General features: G+C 42.5%; 14 protein-coding genes and 1 other RNA gene. 5 read left to right on the forward strand and 10 right to left on the reverse strand.

Going from position 1 to position 18,727, the window contains the following annotated elements:
- Positions 1-17: 17 nt before the first annotated feature.
- From ATC1_RS02915 to ATC1_RS02935, 4 genes are all read right to left on the reverse strand, one after another.
- Entirely contained in the window at positions 18-911 is an 894-nt protein-coding gene (locus tag ATC1_RS02915; RefSeq protein WP_062278231.1) for a class I SAM-dependent methyltransferase, read from the reverse strand.
- 25 nt (positions 912-936) lie between these two features.
- Positions 937-1,036: signal recognition particle sRNA small type (ffs, locus tag ATC1_RS02925), an RNA gene on the reverse strand.
- Between the two features lie 238 nt (positions 1,037-1,274).
- Positions 1,275-1,898 carry a DUF47 domain-containing protein gene (locus tag ATC1_RS02930; protein WP_062278233.1) on the reverse strand — a complete coding sequence of 208 codons (624 nt, stop codon included), beginning with the start codon at positions 1,896-1,898 and terminating at the stop codon, positions 1,275-1,277.
- Positions 1,899-1,927: 29 nt separating this feature from the next.
- Positions 1,928-2,980 carry an inorganic phosphate transporter gene (locus ATC1_RS02935; RefSeq protein ID WP_062278235.1) on the reverse strand — a complete coding sequence of 351 codons (1,053 nt, stop codon included), beginning with the start codon at positions 2,978-2,980 and terminating at the stop codon, positions 1,928-1,930.
- 425 nt (positions 2,981-3,405) lie between these two features.
- On the opposite strand from ATC1_RS02935, the gene ATC1_RS02940 reads away from it, so the two are divergent.
- From ATC1_RS02940 to ATC1_RS02960, 3 genes are all read left to right on the forward strand, one after another.
- Complete coding sequence (locus tag ATC1_RS02940) at positions 3,406-3,861, forward strand: TM2 domain-containing protein (RefSeq protein ID WP_062278237.1); 456 nt, start codon at positions 3,406-3,408, stop codon at positions 3,859-3,861.
- Positions 3,862-4,116: 255 nt separating this feature from the next.
- Positions 4,117-5,523 (forward strand): glycine--tRNA ligase, encoded by a 1,407-nt coding sequence (locus ATC1_RS02950; RefSeq protein ID WP_062278241.1) that lies wholly within the window; start codon positions 4,117-4,119, stop codon positions 5,521-5,523.
- A 618-nt stretch (positions 5,524-6,141) separates the two neighbouring features.
- On the forward strand, positions 6,142-7,215 hold the full coding sequence (locus ATC1_RS02960; protein ID WP_062278245.1) for an NADH:flavin oxidoreductase/NADH oxidase: 1,074 nt from the start codon (positions 6,142-6,144) through the stop codon (positions 7,213-7,215).
- A gap of 129 nt (positions 7,216-7,344) precedes the next feature.
- Here ATC1_RS02960 and nifJ read toward each other — a convergent pair whose 3' ends face one another.
- From nifJ to ATC1_RS02980, 5 genes are all read right to left on the reverse strand, one after another.
- On the reverse strand, positions 7,345-10,929 hold the full coding sequence (gene nifJ, locus ATC1_RS02965; protein WP_062278247.1) for a pyruvate:ferredoxin (flavodoxin) oxidoreductase: 3,585 nt from the start codon (positions 10,927-10,929) through the stop codon (positions 7,345-7,347).
- Positions 10,930-11,210: 281 nt separating this feature from the next.
- Entirely contained in the window at positions 11,211-11,762 is a 552-nt protein-coding gene (locus ATC1_RS02970; RefSeq protein WP_062278249.1) for an NUDIX hydrolase, read from the reverse strand.
- A 38-nt stretch (positions 11,763-11,800) separates the two neighbouring features.
- Entirely contained in the window at positions 11,801-11,929 is a 129-nt protein-coding gene (locus ATC1_RS15075) for a hypothetical protein (RefSeq protein ID WP_269079289.1), read from the reverse strand.
- A 180-nt stretch (positions 11,930-12,109) separates the two neighbouring features.
- Positions 12,110-13,333, reverse strand: coding sequence for a YihY/virulence factor BrkB family protein (locus ATC1_RS02975; RefSeq protein ID WP_152024208.1), 1,224 nt, complete (start codon positions 13,331-13,333; stop codon positions 12,110-12,112).
- A gap of 181 nt (positions 13,334-13,514) precedes the next feature.
- On the reverse strand, positions 13,515-14,048 hold the full coding sequence (locus ATC1_RS02980; RefSeq protein ID WP_062278253.1) for a leucine-rich repeat domain-containing protein: 534 nt from the start codon (positions 14,046-14,048) through the stop codon (positions 13,515-13,517).
- A 191-nt stretch (positions 14,049-14,239) separates the two neighbouring features.
- Here ATC1_RS02980 and ATC1_RS02985 point away from each other — a divergent pair, with 191 nt between their 5' ends.
- Both ATC1_RS02985 and ATC1_RS02990 read left to right on the forward strand, forming a co-directional pair.
- Positions 14,240-14,671, forward strand: a complete 432-nt coding sequence (locus ATC1_RS02985; RefSeq protein ID WP_062278255.1) for a hypothetical protein — start codon at positions 14,240-14,242, stop codon at positions 14,669-14,671.
- Positions 14,672-15,133: 462 nt separating this feature from the next.
- Positions 15,134-16,525 carry a TrpB-like pyridoxal phosphate-dependent enzyme gene (locus ATC1_RS02990; protein WP_062278256.1) on the forward strand — a complete coding sequence of 464 codons (1,392 nt, stop codon included), beginning with the start codon at positions 15,134-15,136 and terminating at the stop codon, positions 16,523-16,525.
- Between the two features lie 187 nt (positions 16,526-16,712).
- On the opposite strand, the gene ATC1_RS02995 is transcribed toward ATC1_RS02990, so the two are convergent.
- Positions 16,713-18,203, reverse strand: coding sequence for a phosphohexomutase domain-containing protein (locus ATC1_RS02995; RefSeq protein WP_062278258.1), 1,491 nt, complete (start codon positions 18,201-18,203; stop codon positions 16,713-16,715).
- Between the last annotated feature and the right edge of the window lie 524 nt (positions 18,204-18,727).

Below are 18,727 nucleotides of genomic sequence, written 5' to 3' on the forward strand. Positions count from 1 at the left end.
AACGCGAAAGCGTTTTTTTAATTTAATCGGAAGTTGTAAATGCCATTGACGATGGGATACTGCCGGCCGCAGCAGTAGCACTCCACAAATTTAGAAGTTTCCTTGAGCTCGCCGCTGTGGCAATTCGGACAGCGGAAAAATTCGCCAACGGTTGCCACCGACTTGTCTGCACGCTGAACACATTTCATAAAGACACTGGGGCTTAGCGGCTGTCGGCTATTCAAAATCTGAAGCAGGGATTCGATTTTCAACATCCAGTTCAAATTTTCTTTTTTCTTTAATGTACCAATGCGCAAATTGGAAACGGCGAGCGTTTTTTCAATCTGAAAACCGTGTTTCCGGAGGCTTTCTTTGACGGTATCCGGATGGTTATCGAAGTTTAATGCAACGAATTCGACCATTTCGCGGGTGAAAGGATTCCATGATTGCTTTCCAAATAGATACCGCAAGATGGCTTTCAGATTTCGCTTGTTCGCAAACTCCAGAATCAACGCTGCATCTCGGCGCATGACGCGCTGAATTTCGGCAAAAGCCGGATTGATTTCACTGAGATGATGAAGTACGCGGATCATTGTGGCGCCATCAAAAAGGTTGTCCGCAAAGGGTAGATGATAGACATCTGCTGCGACATAAATGAAACGATCCGATTTTCCGAGTCTTTCTTGCGCTTGCTCCATTTGTGTCAACGCATAGTCCATCAGGACAATTTTCTTAAATCCCTCATATCGGAGCGTGTTGCGGCCTGCGCCGGCTCCGATCTCCAGCAGGAGTTCACCGGATTGGGGAAGAAGGCGCTTCAGCGCAATTTCTTCCGCACCATCTTCATAATCTCTTTTTCCGCCTCCCCAAAATTCACCCTGATAATCAGAATTGTCATAATTGCAGAAAGCGGGGGTTTCGTTCGCATCCATATTGTTCATTCCTTAAAAAAATACGTCCGGACAGGTTTCCCGGCGGCGCCCGGATGATCCACCTTATCGCTGCTTCCTCTCGGACCTGACGAGGTTCGCTGGTATCCGCCGCGCCGGTCCCATCCGAACGCGCCTTAAGGATACCTTATTCATTTGCGAATGTCAATAATCCCGGTCAGCAATCCATAATTTAGAAATATAGTCCTTGTTATCCGAATCAATCAGGAAAAACTTGTTATTATGATGTCTTTGCGCAAAGACATCATAATAACAAAGAATTCTCCCCTTGTTTCGAATTTCGAAATTTCAAGTGTTCAGAATTTGTTCTCGCACAAATCCATGTCGACTGGCAAATCCGGAGTCTTAGCTATTCTTCATGATAATATTGGCAACTTCATTGGAAATATCCTCAGCTGTATCCAGCACTTCTTCCAAAATTCCATAAAGCTCTTTGTAGCTGATCAAATACCGCGCATCGTGGTCTTCCAGGAATAACTTCCTTAACGCATCGTGATACAGCAAGTCACCATTTTCTTCGAGTCGGTTTATTTCAATGATCCAGTTATTTAATGAAGCGTCTTTCTTGTAATTACTGAAATTTTCCAGCAAATTTTTCAGCTCGGATATTGATTTTTCAATCAAATCCAGAAAGCGTTTCATCGGTTCTTCAATTTTTGTGACGTTATAGGTATAAATCATGATTAATACATCTTCCAGCGCATCAGCCAAATCATCCAGCATCTGCGCTAATGCAACAATGTCTTCCCGTTCGATGGGTGGAACAAACTCTTTCGACAGATGTTCCATAATCTCATGATGTTTGATATCCGCTGTATGTTCGATCAGATGGACTTCATCCATCAACATGTGCAAATCGTTGACATTGAAATCCTTGAAAATCGACTGCAGTTTTTCGACCATGATGCAGGAAAACTTAGCCTGTGAGACAAAACTCTCAAAATAATAATTGTCATTTTTTGATGCCATGTGCAACTCCCCAATTCAAAAAGAATCGATTAGAAAATGTAGATGAAAATTTTTGCCATCAGAAAACCAATCAGCCCGCAGCCTGGGAATGTCAGAACCCAGGCAAGCGTCATGTCATTTACTACGCCCCAATTTACAGAGGACAGCCGTTTGGCAGCACCAACACCCATGATCGCAGTTGTCTTGGTATGCGTTGTACTGACCGGCAGACTGAGCATCGATGATATAAATAAACAAAGGGCTCCGGCACAGTCTGCCGAAAAGCCCTGAAAAGGCTCCAACTTAACCATATCCATACCAACCGCTTTGATGATCCTATATCCTCCGATGGAAGTTCCCAATGACATTACCATAGAACACAGAACCATCAACCAGATCGGGACTTCAAAGCTGGTCACATTCATGTCACCTTGAGCGATGAAAGCGCCTAAGAGAAAAACGCCAATAAACTTTTGCCCATCCTGCGCTCCATGCATGAAAGCCATTGCAGCACTGCCAAATATCTGTGCCTTGCGAAAGGGTCCCTGCGTTCTTCTGCGATCGGCGTTTTTAAAGAGGATCGTTACCAGCTTCATAATGATGTAACCCAGACTGAAGCCCAGAATTGAAGAAAGGATTAGCCCGTATATCACCTTGATCCATTCGCTGCCGTTGATTCCGGCAAGGCTGCCCTGCAGTGCGATAGCTGCGCCGGAGATCCCGGCAATCAATGCATGGCTCTCACTGGTTGGAATTCCAAGAAAAGATGCAGCGGTTGCCCAAATGACGATGGCCGTCATGGCAGCGCATAAGGCGACTACAGCTTCTGATGCGTTGCCGCCGAAATCAACCATGTTATAGATCGTCTCCGCCACTTTGGCGCTGAACATCGTCATTACGAAAACGCCCAGAAAATTAAAGATGGCAGCCATAATGATCGCAGCTTTGGGATGTATGGATCGTGTTCCAATACAGGTTGCGATGGCGTTCGGTGCATCTGTCCATCCGTTGACCAGGATGACGCCCAAAGTGAGCAAAACTGTAATAGCAAATGGCAAACTGTGGGTGAAATGGTAGATAAACTCAGAAAATTCAATCGTCATTGAGAAAAATCCTTCGTTTTTCCGGTTAAATCATCTTATATTTGTGCAATTGGCAATAATCATATCATGATTTTGTTGGTCAGTATGATCATAATAATATGTAACTAAGATAAAAATAATAAACGATATAAATTATTCGTGTTCACCTTAGAATCCCGATTTGAAGGAACGCTATCAACGAAAAACTATTTGAAAAAAATTTATTTACTGCTGGAATACTTTGAAATATTGACTTGCTTTTAAATCATTCGGGGAAACCTTGTCGTGATAGCTGGATTGCGATTGAACGGGGCAGCCAATTATCATATAATATAGTTGATAGTCTCAGACGCTCAGCGTCTATCGCAGGATGAACACAAAATCAATTTTTCGTGATCATTTTTTATATCGGCATTTAATTTTTTTTTATAGCATTGGAGGTTTCCATGAACAAAGGATTTCAATATTCTTATTCAACGGGTCAATTAGACGGAAATGCATTAACCATTATCGGAATTTTCCTCTTAATTTGCATCATTCTATTTATCATCCTGCTGGTTCGCTTGAGTAAAAGCATGACAGCTGCTGCGGAGGAAAATGCCCGAATTAATCAGATGCTGGCTGCAATTCCTGCGGACAGGATCGGCACGGTCAATGCGTTGTACTCCAATGCTCGAAAAGAATTAGGCATCGCGCTGGCCATTGTCTTTTTCATGGGCAGTATTGGTGTGCATAAAATCTATTTAGGCAGAAAGAAAGCTGCGATTTTATTCATGATCTTCGCTTTGACTGGAATCCCTGCCATCATCAGTTTCTTCGACGCAATGAATATGCCGAAAACGATATCGGAATACAATTTGAATGTGATGACGACGTTATACAATCAGTTCATAAATCGGTAATATAAAATAACGAATTTTTTTACTGATTGAAATTTGAGTAGTTTTTTTAATGATGCTTTGTTTTTACGCGGAGCGTAAAAACAAAGCATCATTTTTTTTCCCTTTTTTCCACATGTTTTTCATCTTCCCAAGTTGCATTTACTTTGTCAATTCACGTTCAAATTTAGAATTGCTGGATGCGTATGCAAAAGAACGTCTGACGGCTTTCATTATGATAAAATTTACAGGATTTTATTATTGTGAAGGAACTCCAAAATGTCACAGGATTCGTTGTTATCATTAGAAAAGATTGTCGCGCTTTCGAAAAGACGCGGTTTCATTTATCCGACTTCCGATATTTACGGCGGATTAGCCAGTTCATATGATTACGGGCCGTTAGGCGCCGAGTTGTTGCGGAATATTCGCAACCTATGGTGGCGTGAGATGATTACTTGCCGGGAGGACATGATCGGAATTGATTCTCAGATTTTACTTCATCCGGAAACCTGGGTCGCGTCCGGACATGTCAATGCTTTTAATGATCCGCTGGTTGAGGACAAAGTCACACACAAACGCTATCGGGCTGATCATTTGATCGAAGCATGGCTGGAAAAAAATCCACAGGATGAAAAAATCGTTGTGGAAGGTCTGGATCTACCGGGAATTGCTGCTTTTATAGAAAAATACCATGTAAAAACACCGGATGGAAATGATGTCTTTCCACCGAAAGCATTCAATATTATGTTCCAGTCTTCCATCGGTGTTGTGGAAGGGGAAAAGATGCCGGTATACTTGCGGGGTGAGACGGCACAAGGAATTTTCACGAATTTCGCAAATATTCTCAACTCGACTCGTATGCAGCTTCCTTTTGGCGTCGGTCAGATCGGAAAGAGCTTCCGCAACGAAATTACGACCGGTCAATTTGTTTTTCGCACGCTGGAATTTGAACAGGCTGAGATTGAATACTTCTTCGATCCAGAAAAGACTGACTGGCAACCGCTTTTCAAGAGCTGGCAGGATCAAATGTGGAATTTTATCCACGGAACGCTCGGCATTCGCGAGGAAAAACTTCGCTGGCGTCGCCATTCCGATCAGGAACGCTCATTCTACAGCAAAGACACCTATGATCTGGAATATGAATATCCTTTCGGCTTCAAGGAATTGTGGGGTATTGCATATCGTACAGACTATGATTTGAAACAACACATTGATCATTCCGGAAAAGACCTGCGTTTCCGTGATCCTCAGGACCCCAACCGATCGATTATTCCGCATGTTATTGAACCGGCAGTTGGTGTTAACCGCATTCTCTTAATGGCGATGTGCGATGCATATTGGGAAGATTCGGAAAACAATCGTGTTGTCATGAAATTTAAACCCAATGTTGCACCTTATAAAGCTGCCGTCTTTCCACTGGTAAAAAATAAACCCGAAATTGTCGGAAAAGCTCGCGAGGTGTTCCATATGCTCGGCAAGAAGATGGGCACCTGCTGGGACGATCGCGGGAATATTGGGAAACGTTACTTCTATCAGGATGAAATCGGCACTCCCTTCTGCATTACCATCGATTATCAAACATTGGAAGATGATACGGTCACCATTCGTGATCGCGACACCATGGTGCAGGAGCGGATTCATATTGCTGACTTAAATGCAAAAATTTCAGCTGCGCTTGAAGCATGACTGTGAGTCAGTAACCGATTTCGAATCTGTACTTAATTGATACTGAAAAAAAAGAGCATTATTCTTTAAAGAAAGAGGATGCTCTTTTTTCTTTGGATGGAATAAGCGCGCAGCTTCAAGGGGATTCTCTTGCCGCTGCCATCCGATGGCTTACCTGTCGGTTTTCATATCTTCGGGCGATTCGAAATATCGATTTGCTATTCGAATCACTTGAGAAAAACATCACTACAATAATGGATCATCCCCATATTTCGAATTGCTGATTGTACAGGCTACAGGGGGACATATTATAATCTTTAACAATGGTGTACTGATGAATACCAGCAGTAATTCGAAATTCGAAATTTGAATTGACTTTTAGACTCAAAAAAATTTGTTCGGCAATGAATTCTTTTCATATTTCGAATTAATTGAATATCGATCAAAAATTCGAAATTTAAATATACCTTTTGTATCAACCAGGGAAAAACGTTCTGTTGTTTTTATGTGAAATGCAAAAACAACATCCCATAATTCATTTTTTCTATCTATCGAATCGTTGATTACGAGTATTTTATTTTCAACGATATAAATCAAGAAAGAAAAATGGATAAATACTGTATGAATAAGGAGAATTCTATGTCCCATTTATTCGATCCGTTAACCATTCAAGGGATTACGTTACGAAATCGAATCGGTGTTTCACCGATGTGTATGTATAGCTATCAGGACGGTTTCTCGAACGATTGGCAGGTAATCCATCTCGGATCTCGTGCTGCAGGTGGAGCAGGATTGGTTATGACAGAAGCCACTGCAGTAGAACCACGCGGCAGGATTACTGCGCATGATGTCGGGATCTGGTCCGATGAGCATATCGAGCCGTTGCGGCGTGTGACAGAAGCCATCAAGAAAAATGGAGCAGCAGCCGGGATACAGCTCGCACATGCCGGAAGAAAAGCCAGCTTCGCACGTCCCTGGGAGGGAGGAAAACCTGTTTTGCCGCATCAACCGGAGGGGTGGCAATGCGTCGGTCCCAGCCCGATTCCTCATAATGAAGAAAGTGCCATCCCGCACGAACTGGATCGAAATGAAATCCTTATGATTCAGGAAGCATTTGTAAAAGCTGCACAACGCGCGCTGGAAGCCGGATTTGATGTGTTGGAAATCCATGGCGCACATGGCTACTTAATTCATAATTTTCTCTCTCCGATCTCCAATCAACGGACGGATGAATACGGCGGCAGTTTCGAAAACCGGATCCGTTTTTTAATGGAAATTGTTCGCAAAGTCCGCCCCATTTGGCCGGATAAATTGCCGCTTTTCGTACGTCTTTCCTGTTCGGATTGGACTGAAGGCGGATGGACCGTTGATGATTCTGCTCTCCTTGCAATACAACTAAAAGAGGAAGGCGTGGATTTAATTGATTGTTCTTCCGGCGGCGGGGTTTTCTATGCAAAAATTGAATCCGGACCCGGATACCAGGTTCCATTTTCTGAGGAAGTACGTAGAAGAAGCGGGTTATTGACTGCCGCAGTCGGTCTGATTTCCTCCCCGGATTTGGCAGATGCTATCATCCGAAACGGACGCGCTGATATGGTACTGCTGGGCAGAGCTATGTTGCGGGATCCTTATTGGGCAATTCATGCAGCGGTGACGCTCAATCAGATGATCCCGATCCCATCTCAATACCTGCGTTGCTTTGAATGGAAATAACACAACTATAATTTTTCCTCTTTTTACAAAACGTGTTTTCAAATTAAGAAGTGCTGAACAAGTACATCATCAAACAAAAAAACTCCTGCCGAAAAGGCAGGAGTTTTTATCATCGGATTTGAAGATGAATTATGCTTCGTCTTTTGAGCCGAGTTTGTAGTTGAGTTCAGCCAACTGGCGATAAAGCTCCCAGCGTCTTTCAGCATCTACCTGAGCTTCTTTAATCAATACTTCTGCACGAGCTTCATCACTCTTGACCAGCATCTTATAGCGGTTTTCACCATAAGCATATTCAGTCAGAGGAATCGAAGGAGCTTTGGAATCGATTGTGAGCGGATTTTCGCCCAATGCAATCTTTGCAGGATTGTAGCGGAACAGCGGCCAATGACCCGATTCAACGGCTTTCTTTTGCTGCTGCAATCCAGTCCGCATATCGATACCATGATTGATACAGTGTGAGTAAGCAACGATCAGAGATGGTCCGTCATAGGCTTCAGCTTCGAGGAATGTCTTGACAACCTGAGCGTCATTTGCACCCATGGAAACTTTTCCGACATAGATGTAGCCATAGGTCATGGCGATATATCCAAGGTCTTTCTTGGGCAGGTCTTTGCCTTTTGCAGCAAATTTGGCGACCGCAGCGCGCGGGGTTGATTTGGAAGCCTGACCGCCGGTATTGGAATATACTTCGGTATCCAATACGAGGATATTGACATTGCGTCCGGAAGCCAGAACGTGATCCAAACCGCCGTATCCAATGTCATAAGCCCAGCCATCACCACCAACGATCCAGACACTCTTCTTTACCAATGTATCTGCAAGGGAGACCAGGTTACGAGCTTTTGCATCCTTGGAACCGGCTAATTTTGATTTCAATGCAGCAACACGCTTGCGTTGTTCATTCAGTCCGGCTTCGGTTGATTGATCTGCATTTAAAAGACCTTCCACCAGTTCGGAACCGATTTCAGCGCTTAAATCTTTGAGCAGTTCTTTGGCAAATTCATTTTGCTTGTCAATGGTCAGACGCATACCCAGACCGAATTCCGCATTGTCCTCAAACAGGCTGTTTGCCCAAGCAGGACCATAACCATCTGCGTTGGTCGTATACGGTGTTGTCGGCAGGTTGCCGGAATAGATGGATGAACAACCGGTAGCATTGGCAATGATTGCGTGATCACCGAAGAGTTGCGTGAGCAGTTTAATATAGGGAGTCTCACCGCAGCCAGCGCAGGCGCCGGAGAATTCGAACAGCGGGCGCAATTGCTGTGACAGTTTTACGTTGTTCGGAACGATCTTCGTCCGATCCGGATCCGGAATGGACATGAAGAATTTCCAGTTTTCTCCTTCAGATTCACGCAGAGGAAGCTGTTCAGCAAGGTTGATCGCCTTCTTTGTTGGATCTGCTTTATTTTTGGCAGGGCAGGTTTCAACACAAAGACCGCAGCCGGTGCAATCGCTGACAGAAATCTGCAGTGTGAATTTTGTTCCCGGGAATTCTTTGTAACCCTTGGAATCAACGGATTTGAAGGTCTTCGGGGCATTTTCCAGATAGGATGCGTCATAAACTTTTTGACGAATCACACCATGCGGACAAACGATCGAGCATTTACCGCACTGAATACAAGTTTCTGGATCCCATACAGGTACTTCCTGTGCGATATTCCGTTTTTCCCATTGAGAAGTTCCTACAGGGAAGGCACCATCTGCCGGCAGCAGGGAGACGGGGAGTTTGTCGCCTTTGGCAGCGATCATCGGAGCGATCACTTTTTGGACAAATTCTGGCGCTTCAGCCGGAACTGCAGGTAAGCGATGGATCTTGCTTGTGACCTGATTGGGATATTTCACTTCAAATAAGTTTGCGAGCGTTGAATCGACTGCTTCGAAGTTCTGAGCAACGACTTTCTCGCCTTTTTTACCGTATGTCTTCTTGATCGATTTCTTGATTTGATCGATCGCTTCATCTCTTGGCAGGACACCGGAAATTGCGAAGAAGCAGGTCTGCATAATCGTGTTGATGCGTCCGCCCATGCCAGTTTTGTTGGCAACGGAGAATGCATCGATCACATAAAATTTCATCTTCTTTGCAATGATATCTTCCTGAACTTCCACAGGTAGTTTATCCCAAACCTCTTCCGGCCCATAAATCGTGTTCAGCAGGAAAATTGCATTCGGTGCAGCAAACCGGGTGATATCCAGTTTTTCCAGGAAGGTGAACATATGGCATGCCAGGAAATTGGCATCATTTTCGCCGATCAAATATGGAGCGCGGATTTTATTGGGACCAAAGCGCAGGTGGCTGATCGTTGTGGATCCGGATTTCTTGGAGTCATACTCAAAATAGCCTTGGGCATCATTTTCAGTTTCAATACCAATGATCTTAATGGAGTTTTTATTCGCGCCGACAGTACCATCTGAACCCAGACCGAAGAACATACAACGAACGGTTTTTTCTTCTGGTAGCAGGAAGGAAGGATCATATTTAATGCTTTTTCCAGTAACATCATCCTCAATACCGACTGAGAAGTGATTCATCGGGCGATCTTTCTTCATTTCTTCAAAAACGCCAGCTGCCATTGCCGGTGTGAAATCTTTTGATCCCATACCGTAACGTCCGCTTGTGATCATCGGAGAAGTCTTGAAAGGTGCAGTACCGTCAGCAAGCGCCTCAGAAATGGCTGTTACAACATCGAGGTAAAGCGGTTCACCGGCAGAACCTTGTTCTTTGGTGCGATCTAAAACTGTAATTTTCTTAACTGTGGAAGGAAGAACTTTCACAAAATCAGCAACGCTGAATGGGCGATACAACCGGACCGCAACAACGCCGATCTTTTCGCCTTTCGAATTCAAGAATTTCGCGGTTTCTTCCAAGGTTTCGATTCCGGAACCCATGGCGATCACAACACGATCAGCATCTTTGGGTCCAAAATAATCAAAAAGATGATAGGAACGGCCAACGATTCCGGCAAATTTATCCATAGCTTCCTGAACAATTGCCGGAGTTGCTGCATAATAGCGATTGCATGCTTCTCGACCCTGGAAGAAGACGTCCGGATTCTGAGCTGTTCCATGGACAACAGGTTTTTCAGGGCGAAGAGCACGTTCGCGATGTGCACGAACGAGTTCATCATCGATCATGGCGCGCATATCTTCCAGATCCAATTGTTCAATTTTCTTTACTTCATGCGAAGTGCGGAAACCATCAAAGAAATGGAGGAATGGAACGCGGGATTTCAAGGTTGCAGCTTGTGCAATGAGAGCCATATCATGCGCTTCTTGCACGGAATTGGATGCGATCAGGGCAAATCCAGTCTGACGGGTTGCCATGACATCACTTTGATCGCCGAAAATTGACAATGCATGCGGAGCCAGAGCGCGGGCTGTTACATGAAATACAGTGGACGTGAGCTCACCTGCAATTTTGTACATATTCGGGATCATCAATAATAAGCCTTGAGAGGCAGTGAAGGTAGTTGTCATGGCGCCTGTGCTGAGCGCACCATGGACAGCTCCGGCTGCTCCGCCTTCGGACTGCATTTCCATGATACTTGGGACGGTTCCCCAAAGATTCTTTACACCTTTGGCTGCCCATTCATCCGAATGCTCGCCCATTGGTGAGGACGGAGTAATTGGGAATAGTGCGATAACCTCGTTCATGCGATAAGCCACATAAGCGACGGCTTCGTTGGCATCGATTGTTACTTTTTGACGAGCCATGAAAGTTCTCCTGCAAGTTATAGTATTTATGATTGATCTAAACTTTTACTCCCGAAGGAGAAGGTTGAGATTGTGACAACTAAAAATAAACGTCTTTTCAACGCTCTTAACCTGATATTATTGTACCCTGATTTTCCACTATTTTTTGCCTGTTTTTTTAACAGCGGTTCAAATTATCGATTGTTTTTTCGCATCAATCGAGGAAAATTATGGTTGTGTTGTTTTTGTGTTATGCGAAATATGATAGGTATTCCAAATCAGCATAACAGTATTCCGTTTTTTCATTTGAATTCAGTGTTTCTCAATTCTTTTTGGGCCATCATTAATGCTGCAATTGTTTTCACATCTTCAAAAATCGCATTTTCTGCCATTTTATAGGCTTCTTCAATCGGCAAAGCTTCAAGATTTAAAAACTCATCGTCGTCCTGGGGTAATGGATTTTTGACAAGCTCTTTGGCAAGGAAAACATGGATATATTCATTGCAATATCCAGGTGTCATAAAAAATCCGCCGATCCGCCTGATGTTTTTTGACTCATAGCCTGTTTCTTCGCGGCATTCTCTTTCAGCAGCCAGCAACGGATCCTCACTGCCATGATCGCCATTAAGAATTCCTGCTGGCAGTTCAAGCAGCTGTTTATTCGCACCCATACGAAATTGCCGGACAAATAAAATCATCCCGTCACTGGTTACCGGGATGATTTCAACCGCTGGAACATGTTCCACCAAATCATAATTCCGGATTTTTCCGTTAGGAAGACGAACTTCCAGACTGGAAACGTTAAAAACATGTGCGTGATATTTTTTTTCGGATTTTAAAATTTCAGTATCCATGATTACTTTTTTCTCCCGGGAGGGTTCTGTTTGATCTTTTAAGAATCGACGTTTTCTTCTTCAATAGGTTCTTCAAGCCAGACTTCATTTGCCTCGGCCTCCAGTATCAGATTCCGAATTTCATCGTCATCATCAGCTGCTGTTTCATTCGTATATTCTTCTGACATAAGTACCTCCGTTACAAATTATACTAGCCACTTGAGTCGCAATAAGCAGTAATCCGAAATAAAACAATGATTCGAAATTTGTAGAAAATAGCTTGTTATTTTGTTGTTTTGACATTCTGCGTACAAACAACAAAACGATAGCCATTGATTTTCATATTTCGAATTCGTGAGATGGTTCTGTTATTTCCAGCGGAAAAGATAGTAGATGATTTTTTTCGCAGATACTCGGATCCGCATGAATGTTTCGTTTTTTTCAAGTTTGGCAATATTTTTCATCAGATCAGAATTGGCAAGCGGAATGTGATTTGAAGATTTGAGAAAATCTTTATTTAGCTTGCGCAGTCGTTGATTCATATTTCCCTTTTGCTGAAATCGGATCAATTTGATTTTTTGCCGATTTTTTTTCATGGAAGCAGGAACTGTATTAAGAGGGACAGGCTGCACAACGGTAATTGTATCCCCTGCTTTCTTTGCACGTTCTGCCTGTTTGTTTTTATAGTGTGTGATGGATGCAACCAGGTGTGCAGAAAAGAGGATGAAAAGCGCAGAAACATAGACATAAAACAGGATCAAAATAATCATGGCGACTGAGCCGTAGATCACATCGTATGTGTTGAAAGGGCTCAGAATATAGATACTGAACAGATACGTAAATACTCGCCATACAACGGCGGTTAGTAATGCCCCGATCCTGGCTCCAATCCGATCCACTTTTACGGAGGGGACGTAATAAAAAAGGACAAAGGCGGCAAAGTAAACTAAAACTGTTGGTAACAGATAGCTGGTTGCAAAACTGATCAGAAAACGAATAATCTTATTAACGCGGATATCAAAGACTAGCATTGAATCCGAAAGATTGAATAACATGGTGAATATTAATGTTGCTGCCAGCAGGAAACAAATCACAATAATCGCGGAAATTGCAAACGCACGATTAATAAAGTATCCGCGTCCCCGCGATTCAGGCCATGCCAGATGGATGTTGTAGATAATGCAGTTGAAAACTCCAGACCCGGACCATAACAATGTAATAGCCGCAGTTATGGATGTAGTAAACCGGGAACTGAGGATATTCTGCATATTCTCGATGACGAGCGTCTCTGATCCGGGAAGGATCTTCTCAAGGATCAGAATAATCTCCTGTTGAATAACCGTAATCTCCAAAAAATAGGAGAGAACGACCACCATGAACAGCAGCATCGGGAAAAGAGAAAATAACGAATAATAAGATATACTTGCAGCGGCTTGAACAGGATTCGTTTTTACCAGAGAAGTAATTGCGTCAATCGTAACAGAAAGTATCGCATCGATTCGGATTGCATTCTTCTTCTCCAATTCGATAGCGGATATTCCATCCTGGTTTCGTTTATTTTTCATATGACGAAAAGCATTTGACTCCAACACAATTCACTCCTAAAGCTTATTATAATGAAACTTCCAAAGTTATGTGTGAATCAAAATAACAATCCAACGATTCGAAACGGGAAAAAATCTTATTGTTGTGTTGTTTTTTACGCTTAGTGATAAAACAAAACAGCAACAAAATAACTTTCTTTATTCGAAAAACTTGCCCACATTCGAATTGTCACGTTTGATGAATCACCAATCCGCGTTTTTCGAATTTTTTCAGGCTGGAGGTATTAATTTTAATGACTCCTTTAATATCCAAATACTGCAAGCGTGGAAGTTTCTGAATATATTGAGCCGCCTTTTCCGATATGCGGTTACAGTAACTGATATCCAGAAATTTCAGGTTCGTTAAGGACGGTAAAAATGCCAGCCCCTCACTGGTAATATCACAGGAGCTAAGATTTAGATATTCAATCTGAGTCAAATTCTCCAGGTTTAAAATTCCTTTGTTCGTGATTCCTCGATTTTCTGCGAGGTAGAGATATCGCAGACAACTGACCGATGACAATTCTCTAACTAACTGAACGAAGTTGTTATCATCAATCCCTTGTGCTCTGATTCCTAAAAAGGAATCTTCGGGAATAATAAAAATTCCCGGTCCGGTATCGAAAGGCTGCCAGTCAAGCCAGCGAGAAGAAGATGCATTCTTGTTGATTATAAATAACTGAACAGTTATTTCAGTTGAAAATTTATTTGTCTGATTTTCCATGATGTTGATTATACAGCAGCGATTCGAAGTATGGACATTCTTTATCAATTAAGAGAGAAAGTTTATTATTGTGTTGTTTTGTGCTCCAATCGGAAGTCGGTTCTTCAGAATCAAAGGAACTTTTTCTTGAAATTTTGCGTTACAGTACTATTGAATTGGAGTTCAACGATCGATCTGATAGGAAAATACCTATGAAAAAGAAGAATATACTGTTGTTCCTGATCTTTTCAGCCATTCTTTTTACCTCGGCTTTTATCAATGACTTTAAAGGTGAAACGCCGGATCTATCCCTTGCCAAAGGCGATCCTGTGTTTCAATTATCAGAACCAATGATCGAAAAAATACATGATCAGGCTTTTCTGGGATATGTTCATCAGGCACAATCTGATGAAACCAGGGAAATCCAGGTTTTTAAGGTTTTTATTAAATATCAATCCGGTCAGAAAGAATCGATACAAAAAGTTATCGATACATTGGATGTAGAAAACGTTTATTTCTATCGATACACAAATCTGATCAGTATCCAGGCAGAAGCCGGAACTCTGGCTTCGTTATTAACTGAAGAAAGCGTCCTTTCCTTGGAACCGGATAAAATCAACAAGGCATCAGGTGTCTGCAATTAAGTACAGAAGACGTCAACAAGATTTTCCTGGATGATTGATTCGGAAAGTTGATTTGTATTTCGAATCGCTGATTATCAAAAACTATGTTGACATTTCTTTTAGGAATTGATAAAATAAAAACAATTAAAAATACGAAACCGTTGATTGAGAATAGTAAATACGGCCGTGCAGTTTACAGAGAGCAGCGCACTTGCTGAGAGCGCAGCAACCAGCAGCAGTATGGAATGGACTCATGAGGGCAGGACGAAAGCAATAAGCAAGTAGTAACTGCCGGGAACTTCACCCGTTATCAAGGAAGTGTGCATGATGGTGCACAGAAAAAGTGGGCGTGAGAACACGTCAAGTTGGGTGGTACCGCAGAAGCTTAAAACATACAGGCTTTTGTCCCAGGCATTTGAAAGCCGGGACAAAAGCTTTTTTTTATCCCGGTATTGAGATTAGTTTTTTATAGGAGCCTTCATCATGAATAACTTTTATATCAATACCAAAAAAGTTCCGCATCGATATTATCTGACGGAAGAACAAATTCCTACACAGTTCTATAATATGCGGGCAGATATGAAGAACAAACCGGAACCACATCTCAATCCCGCAACGATGAAACCCGTTACACGGGAAGATTTACTGCCGGTTTTTCCGGAAGGTCTGGTTGATCAAGAATTGGATGACGAGACACCGTATTTTGATATACCGGATGAAGTCCGGGAAGTATATAAAATGTATCGTCCCTCGCCATTAATCCGTGCATATCATTTGGAACAGGTTTTGGATACACCCGCAAAAATCTATTTTAAATTTGAGGGGAACAATACTTCCGGAAGTCACAAATTAAACTCAGCCATTGTACAGGCTTATTATGCAAAAAAGCAGGGATTGGCCGGTCTGACTACGGAAACCGGTGCTGGACAATGGGGAACTGCATTGGCAGAAGCATGTTCCTATTTTGGACTGCCGCTGACTGTTTACATGGTGAAAATCAGTTATGAACAGAAGCCATTCCGCAAATCGGTAATTAAAACGTTTGGAGCCGGGATCGTTCCCAGTCCAAGTGATACCACTGCTATCGGACGATTGATCCTGGAGAAAAACCCCGGAACAACCGGCAGTCTGGGTTGTGCAATCAGTGAGGCGGTGGAGAAAGCGGTTTCCACAAAAGATTATCGTTATTCTCTCGGATCTTGTCTGAATTATGTACTGCTGCATCAATCGATCATCGGTATAGAATCAAAAATTGCGATGGAAGAAATGGATGAATACCCGGATATTGTCATCGGATGTGCCGGTGGCGGATCCAACCTTGGCGGATTGATTTCAGTATTTTTTAAGGACAAAATAAATGGAATTGCAAATCCGCGATTAATTGCAGTGGAACCGGCATCCTGTCCTTCCTTCACACGCGGTAGATTTGCATATGATTTCTGCGATACCGGCAGAATCACCCCGCTTGCAAAAATGTATACGCTTGGTTCTCAATTTATTCCATCACCGGATCATGCAGGCGGTTTACGCTATCATGGCATGAGCCCGATTCTCTCTCAGCTTTATCATGATGGATTGTTGGAAGCTGTCGCTGTCAATCAAATTGACGTTTTTTCAGCAGCCCAGTTATTTGCCAAGACAGAGACAATTTTACCGGCTCCGGAATCTGCGCATGCAATCCGGACAGCCATTGATGAAGCTTTGATTTGCAAAGAGACTGGTGAGAAAAAGACTATTCTTTTCGGGCTTTCTGGTACAGGGTATTTCGATATGAAAGCATATGACGCATATCTGCAGAATAAGATGGTCAATACAAATCCATCCGATGAGGAACTGCAGAAAAGTTTTGCTGACTTGCCATCGATCTTGGCTTAAGTGTTCCATTATCTTTAGAAGCTGCGATTCGAAATATGAGAGGGACTATTTATTGTTTTGCTCGGAGAGCAAAACAATAAATAGTCCCCGTTTATTCAAAAGGCTTTCAAGATTTCGAATAACTGTGAAAAAAACAGTCTTATTTCTTCTTATGTAGTGTGAGCGTTTATTCTTACTCCGGAAACCCCTATCGGATTTCTAATTCCTGATATTGATCCAGAAATGGTTTTAAATCATTAAAAATAGAAACGACACCATTTTCCTGATCGCTTTCGATATTTAAAACAAGCAGCGGATCATGAAGTGAAGCTCTCAGCAAAAACCAACCTGCAAATTCTGGAAGAGAAAACCGAAGTCCTTCATAATTTTTTTCTGCAATTTTCCAGGTTGATTTTTGTTTCGCATAATCTTTCAAATCCCCCAGTATCCTTTTTGAATAAGCTGTCGGATCTTGATTCCGTATTTTCAGTCTCATTTCTGATGATTCCAGCGGATCGCGTAAATCTCTGATCACATCAGAGAGCGTTTTCCCTTCAATACGTAATCGTGCCATTTCAATAATCAGCTTGCAGGACAGGTAAGCACCATCATCCAGAAAATAATTTTCTGCATACGCACAATGACCGGATGTTTCAATAGCTATCGGGCAATTGATTCCTTCCTTGTTCAGCCGAATACACTCATTGATGACATTTCGATATCCCCGTTTATATCGGTGGTGGATGCAGCCAAGTTTATTTGTCAAAAAGTCGGACAGTTGATCAGAGGTCACGGAATCTGTGACAATCGTACAACCCGGATGCCTGCGGGCTTCGATGGCGGCTAATAACCCGATCAACCGATTCCGACTGAATACCTCTCCGGTAATATCAACGGCTCCAGCCCGATCTACATCGGTATCGAAAATCAAACCCAGATCGCAGCGATTATCCGTCACCATTTTTTTTGCCGCGGCCATAGCTGTTTGATCTTCCGGATTGGGAACATGATTGGGAAATCTTCCATCGGGTTCAAGGAACTGGCTGAAAGAAATATCCGCTCCTAACGGTTTTAATACTTTCTCCGCAAAAAAACCACCTGCTCCATTTCCTGCATCGACTGCAATCTTAAAACCGCTCAGCGGCGTTTCATCTGTTCCGGTCTGATCTGTTATGATGCGTCGTAAATAACCGCTGTATGGATCAATAACATTGAAGTTACGCTTTTTTCCCTGATCCTCATCAATTAAGGGCAGTTGAGCAGCAAGTTCCAAAATTGTCATAATCTCTTTTTTCTCAAGTCCGCCGGAAGGAGAAAAGAATTTAAGACCATTGCGATTCCATGGCAAATGGCTGGCAGTGATCATGATGGATCCATTAAATTGACAGCTCGGGAGAACCGTTGACATAAACATTGCTGGTGTAGAAGCAATACCGCAGTCGGCACAGTTAGCCCCTGTTTTGCGTAAACCTTCAAAAACTGATTTTTTTATAATATTTGCCGATAGACGTGAATCGGTTCCAACGGATATTTCGAGATCATCAGGATCTTTCCCTGTCTTTTCGGAGATCCATATGGCGAATGCAGCTGCGATATCGGATGCTGCCTCCGGTGTTAAAGTTACTTCCTCTCCTTCGACTCCAGGCAAAGCGACACCGCGGACATCACTTCCATTCTGTAAATGCAAATAATTCTTCATATTGTTTCCATCTTTCAATGATTAATTTAATTTTACCGTAGACAAACTGTTTTCTTAATAATCAATAGCATTAATCAACAATTCGAAATGTGAATTGACTTTTCGAAGAAAGAATGAGAATTTGTGGTTGTGATGGCTTTACGTGTAGCGTAAAACCTCACAACAAAAGGGAAACCTCGCTATAAACTGAATTGCTGAACAAATAGGTTCATCTCACAATCGGTTTACTGAATTGATTTTCCGGATTGCTGTGCGTGTCATCTGTTGATGATGCAAGTTATTCTTGAATCATAATCTGAATATTAATACAGGTTGAATTATCTTTACAAACGTATAATGATCGCCGATCAATAATAAATATACGAAAAAGAGGATAGCCGTTTTTTTCCATATAGCCATAATACAACCAGCATGTCGAAATAAGGATTGACTTTTCGATTAAAGAAATAAAAATTTGTTGTTCTTATGTTTCTACGCGACGCGCAAAACATAAGAACAACTATGAATTCATTTCATATTTTAGA

It is taken from the genome of Flexilinea flocculi (assembly GCF_001192795.1).
GTDB lineage: Bacteria > Chloroflexota > Anaerolineae > Anaerolineales > Anaerolineaceae > Flexilinea > Flexilinea flocculi.

Coding starts and splice junctions, on each gene's coding strand:
- ATC1_RS02940 (WP_062278237.1), top strand. CDS start 3,406: ATGAACAAAGGATTTCAATATTCTTATTCAACGGGTCAATTAGACGGA.
- ATC1_RS02960 (WP_062278245.1), top strand. CDS start 6,142: ATGTCCCATTTATTCGATCCGTTAACCATTCAAGGGATTACGTTACGA.
- nifJ (WP_062278247.1), bottom strand. CDS start 10,929: ATGGCTCGTCAAAAAGTAACAATCGATGCCAACGAAGCCGTCGCTTAT.
- ATC1_RS15075 (WP_269079289.1), bottom strand. CDS start 11,929: ATGTCAGAAGAATATACGAATGAAACAGCAGCTGATGATGACGATGAA.
- ATC1_RS02980 (WP_062278253.1), bottom strand. CDS start 14,048: ATGGAAAATCAGACAAATAAATTTTCAACTGAAATAACTGTTCAGTTA.
- ATC1_RS02990 (WP_062278256.1), top strand. CDS start 15,134: ATGAATAACTTTTATATCAATACCAAAAAAGTTCCGCATCGATATTAT.
- ATC1_RS02950 (WP_062278241.1), top strand. CDS start 4,117: ATGTCACAGGATTCGTTGTTATCATTAGAAAAGATTGTCGCGCTTTCG.
- ATC1_RS02930 (WP_062278233.1), bottom strand. CDS start 1,898: ATGGCATCAAAAAATGACAATTATTATTTTGAGAGTTTTGTCTCACAG.
- ATC1_RS02935 (WP_062278235.1), bottom strand. CDS start 2,980: ATGACGATTGAATTTTCTGAGTTTATCTACCATTTCACCCACAGTTTG.
- ATC1_RS02995 (WP_062278258.1), bottom strand. CDS start 18,203: ATGAAGAATTATTTGCATTTACAGAATGGAAGTGATGTCCGCGGTGTC.
- ATC1_RS02915 (WP_062278231.1), bottom strand. CDS start 911: ATGGATGCGAACGAAACCCCCGCTTTCTGCAATTATGACAATTCTGAT.
- ATC1_RS02985 (WP_062278255.1), top strand. CDS start 14,240: ATGAAAAAGAAGAATATACTGTTGTTCCTGATCTTTTCAGCCATTCTT.
- ATC1_RS02970 (WP_062278249.1), bottom strand. CDS start 11,762: ATGGATACTGAAATTTTAAAATCCGAAAAAAAATATCACGCACATGTT.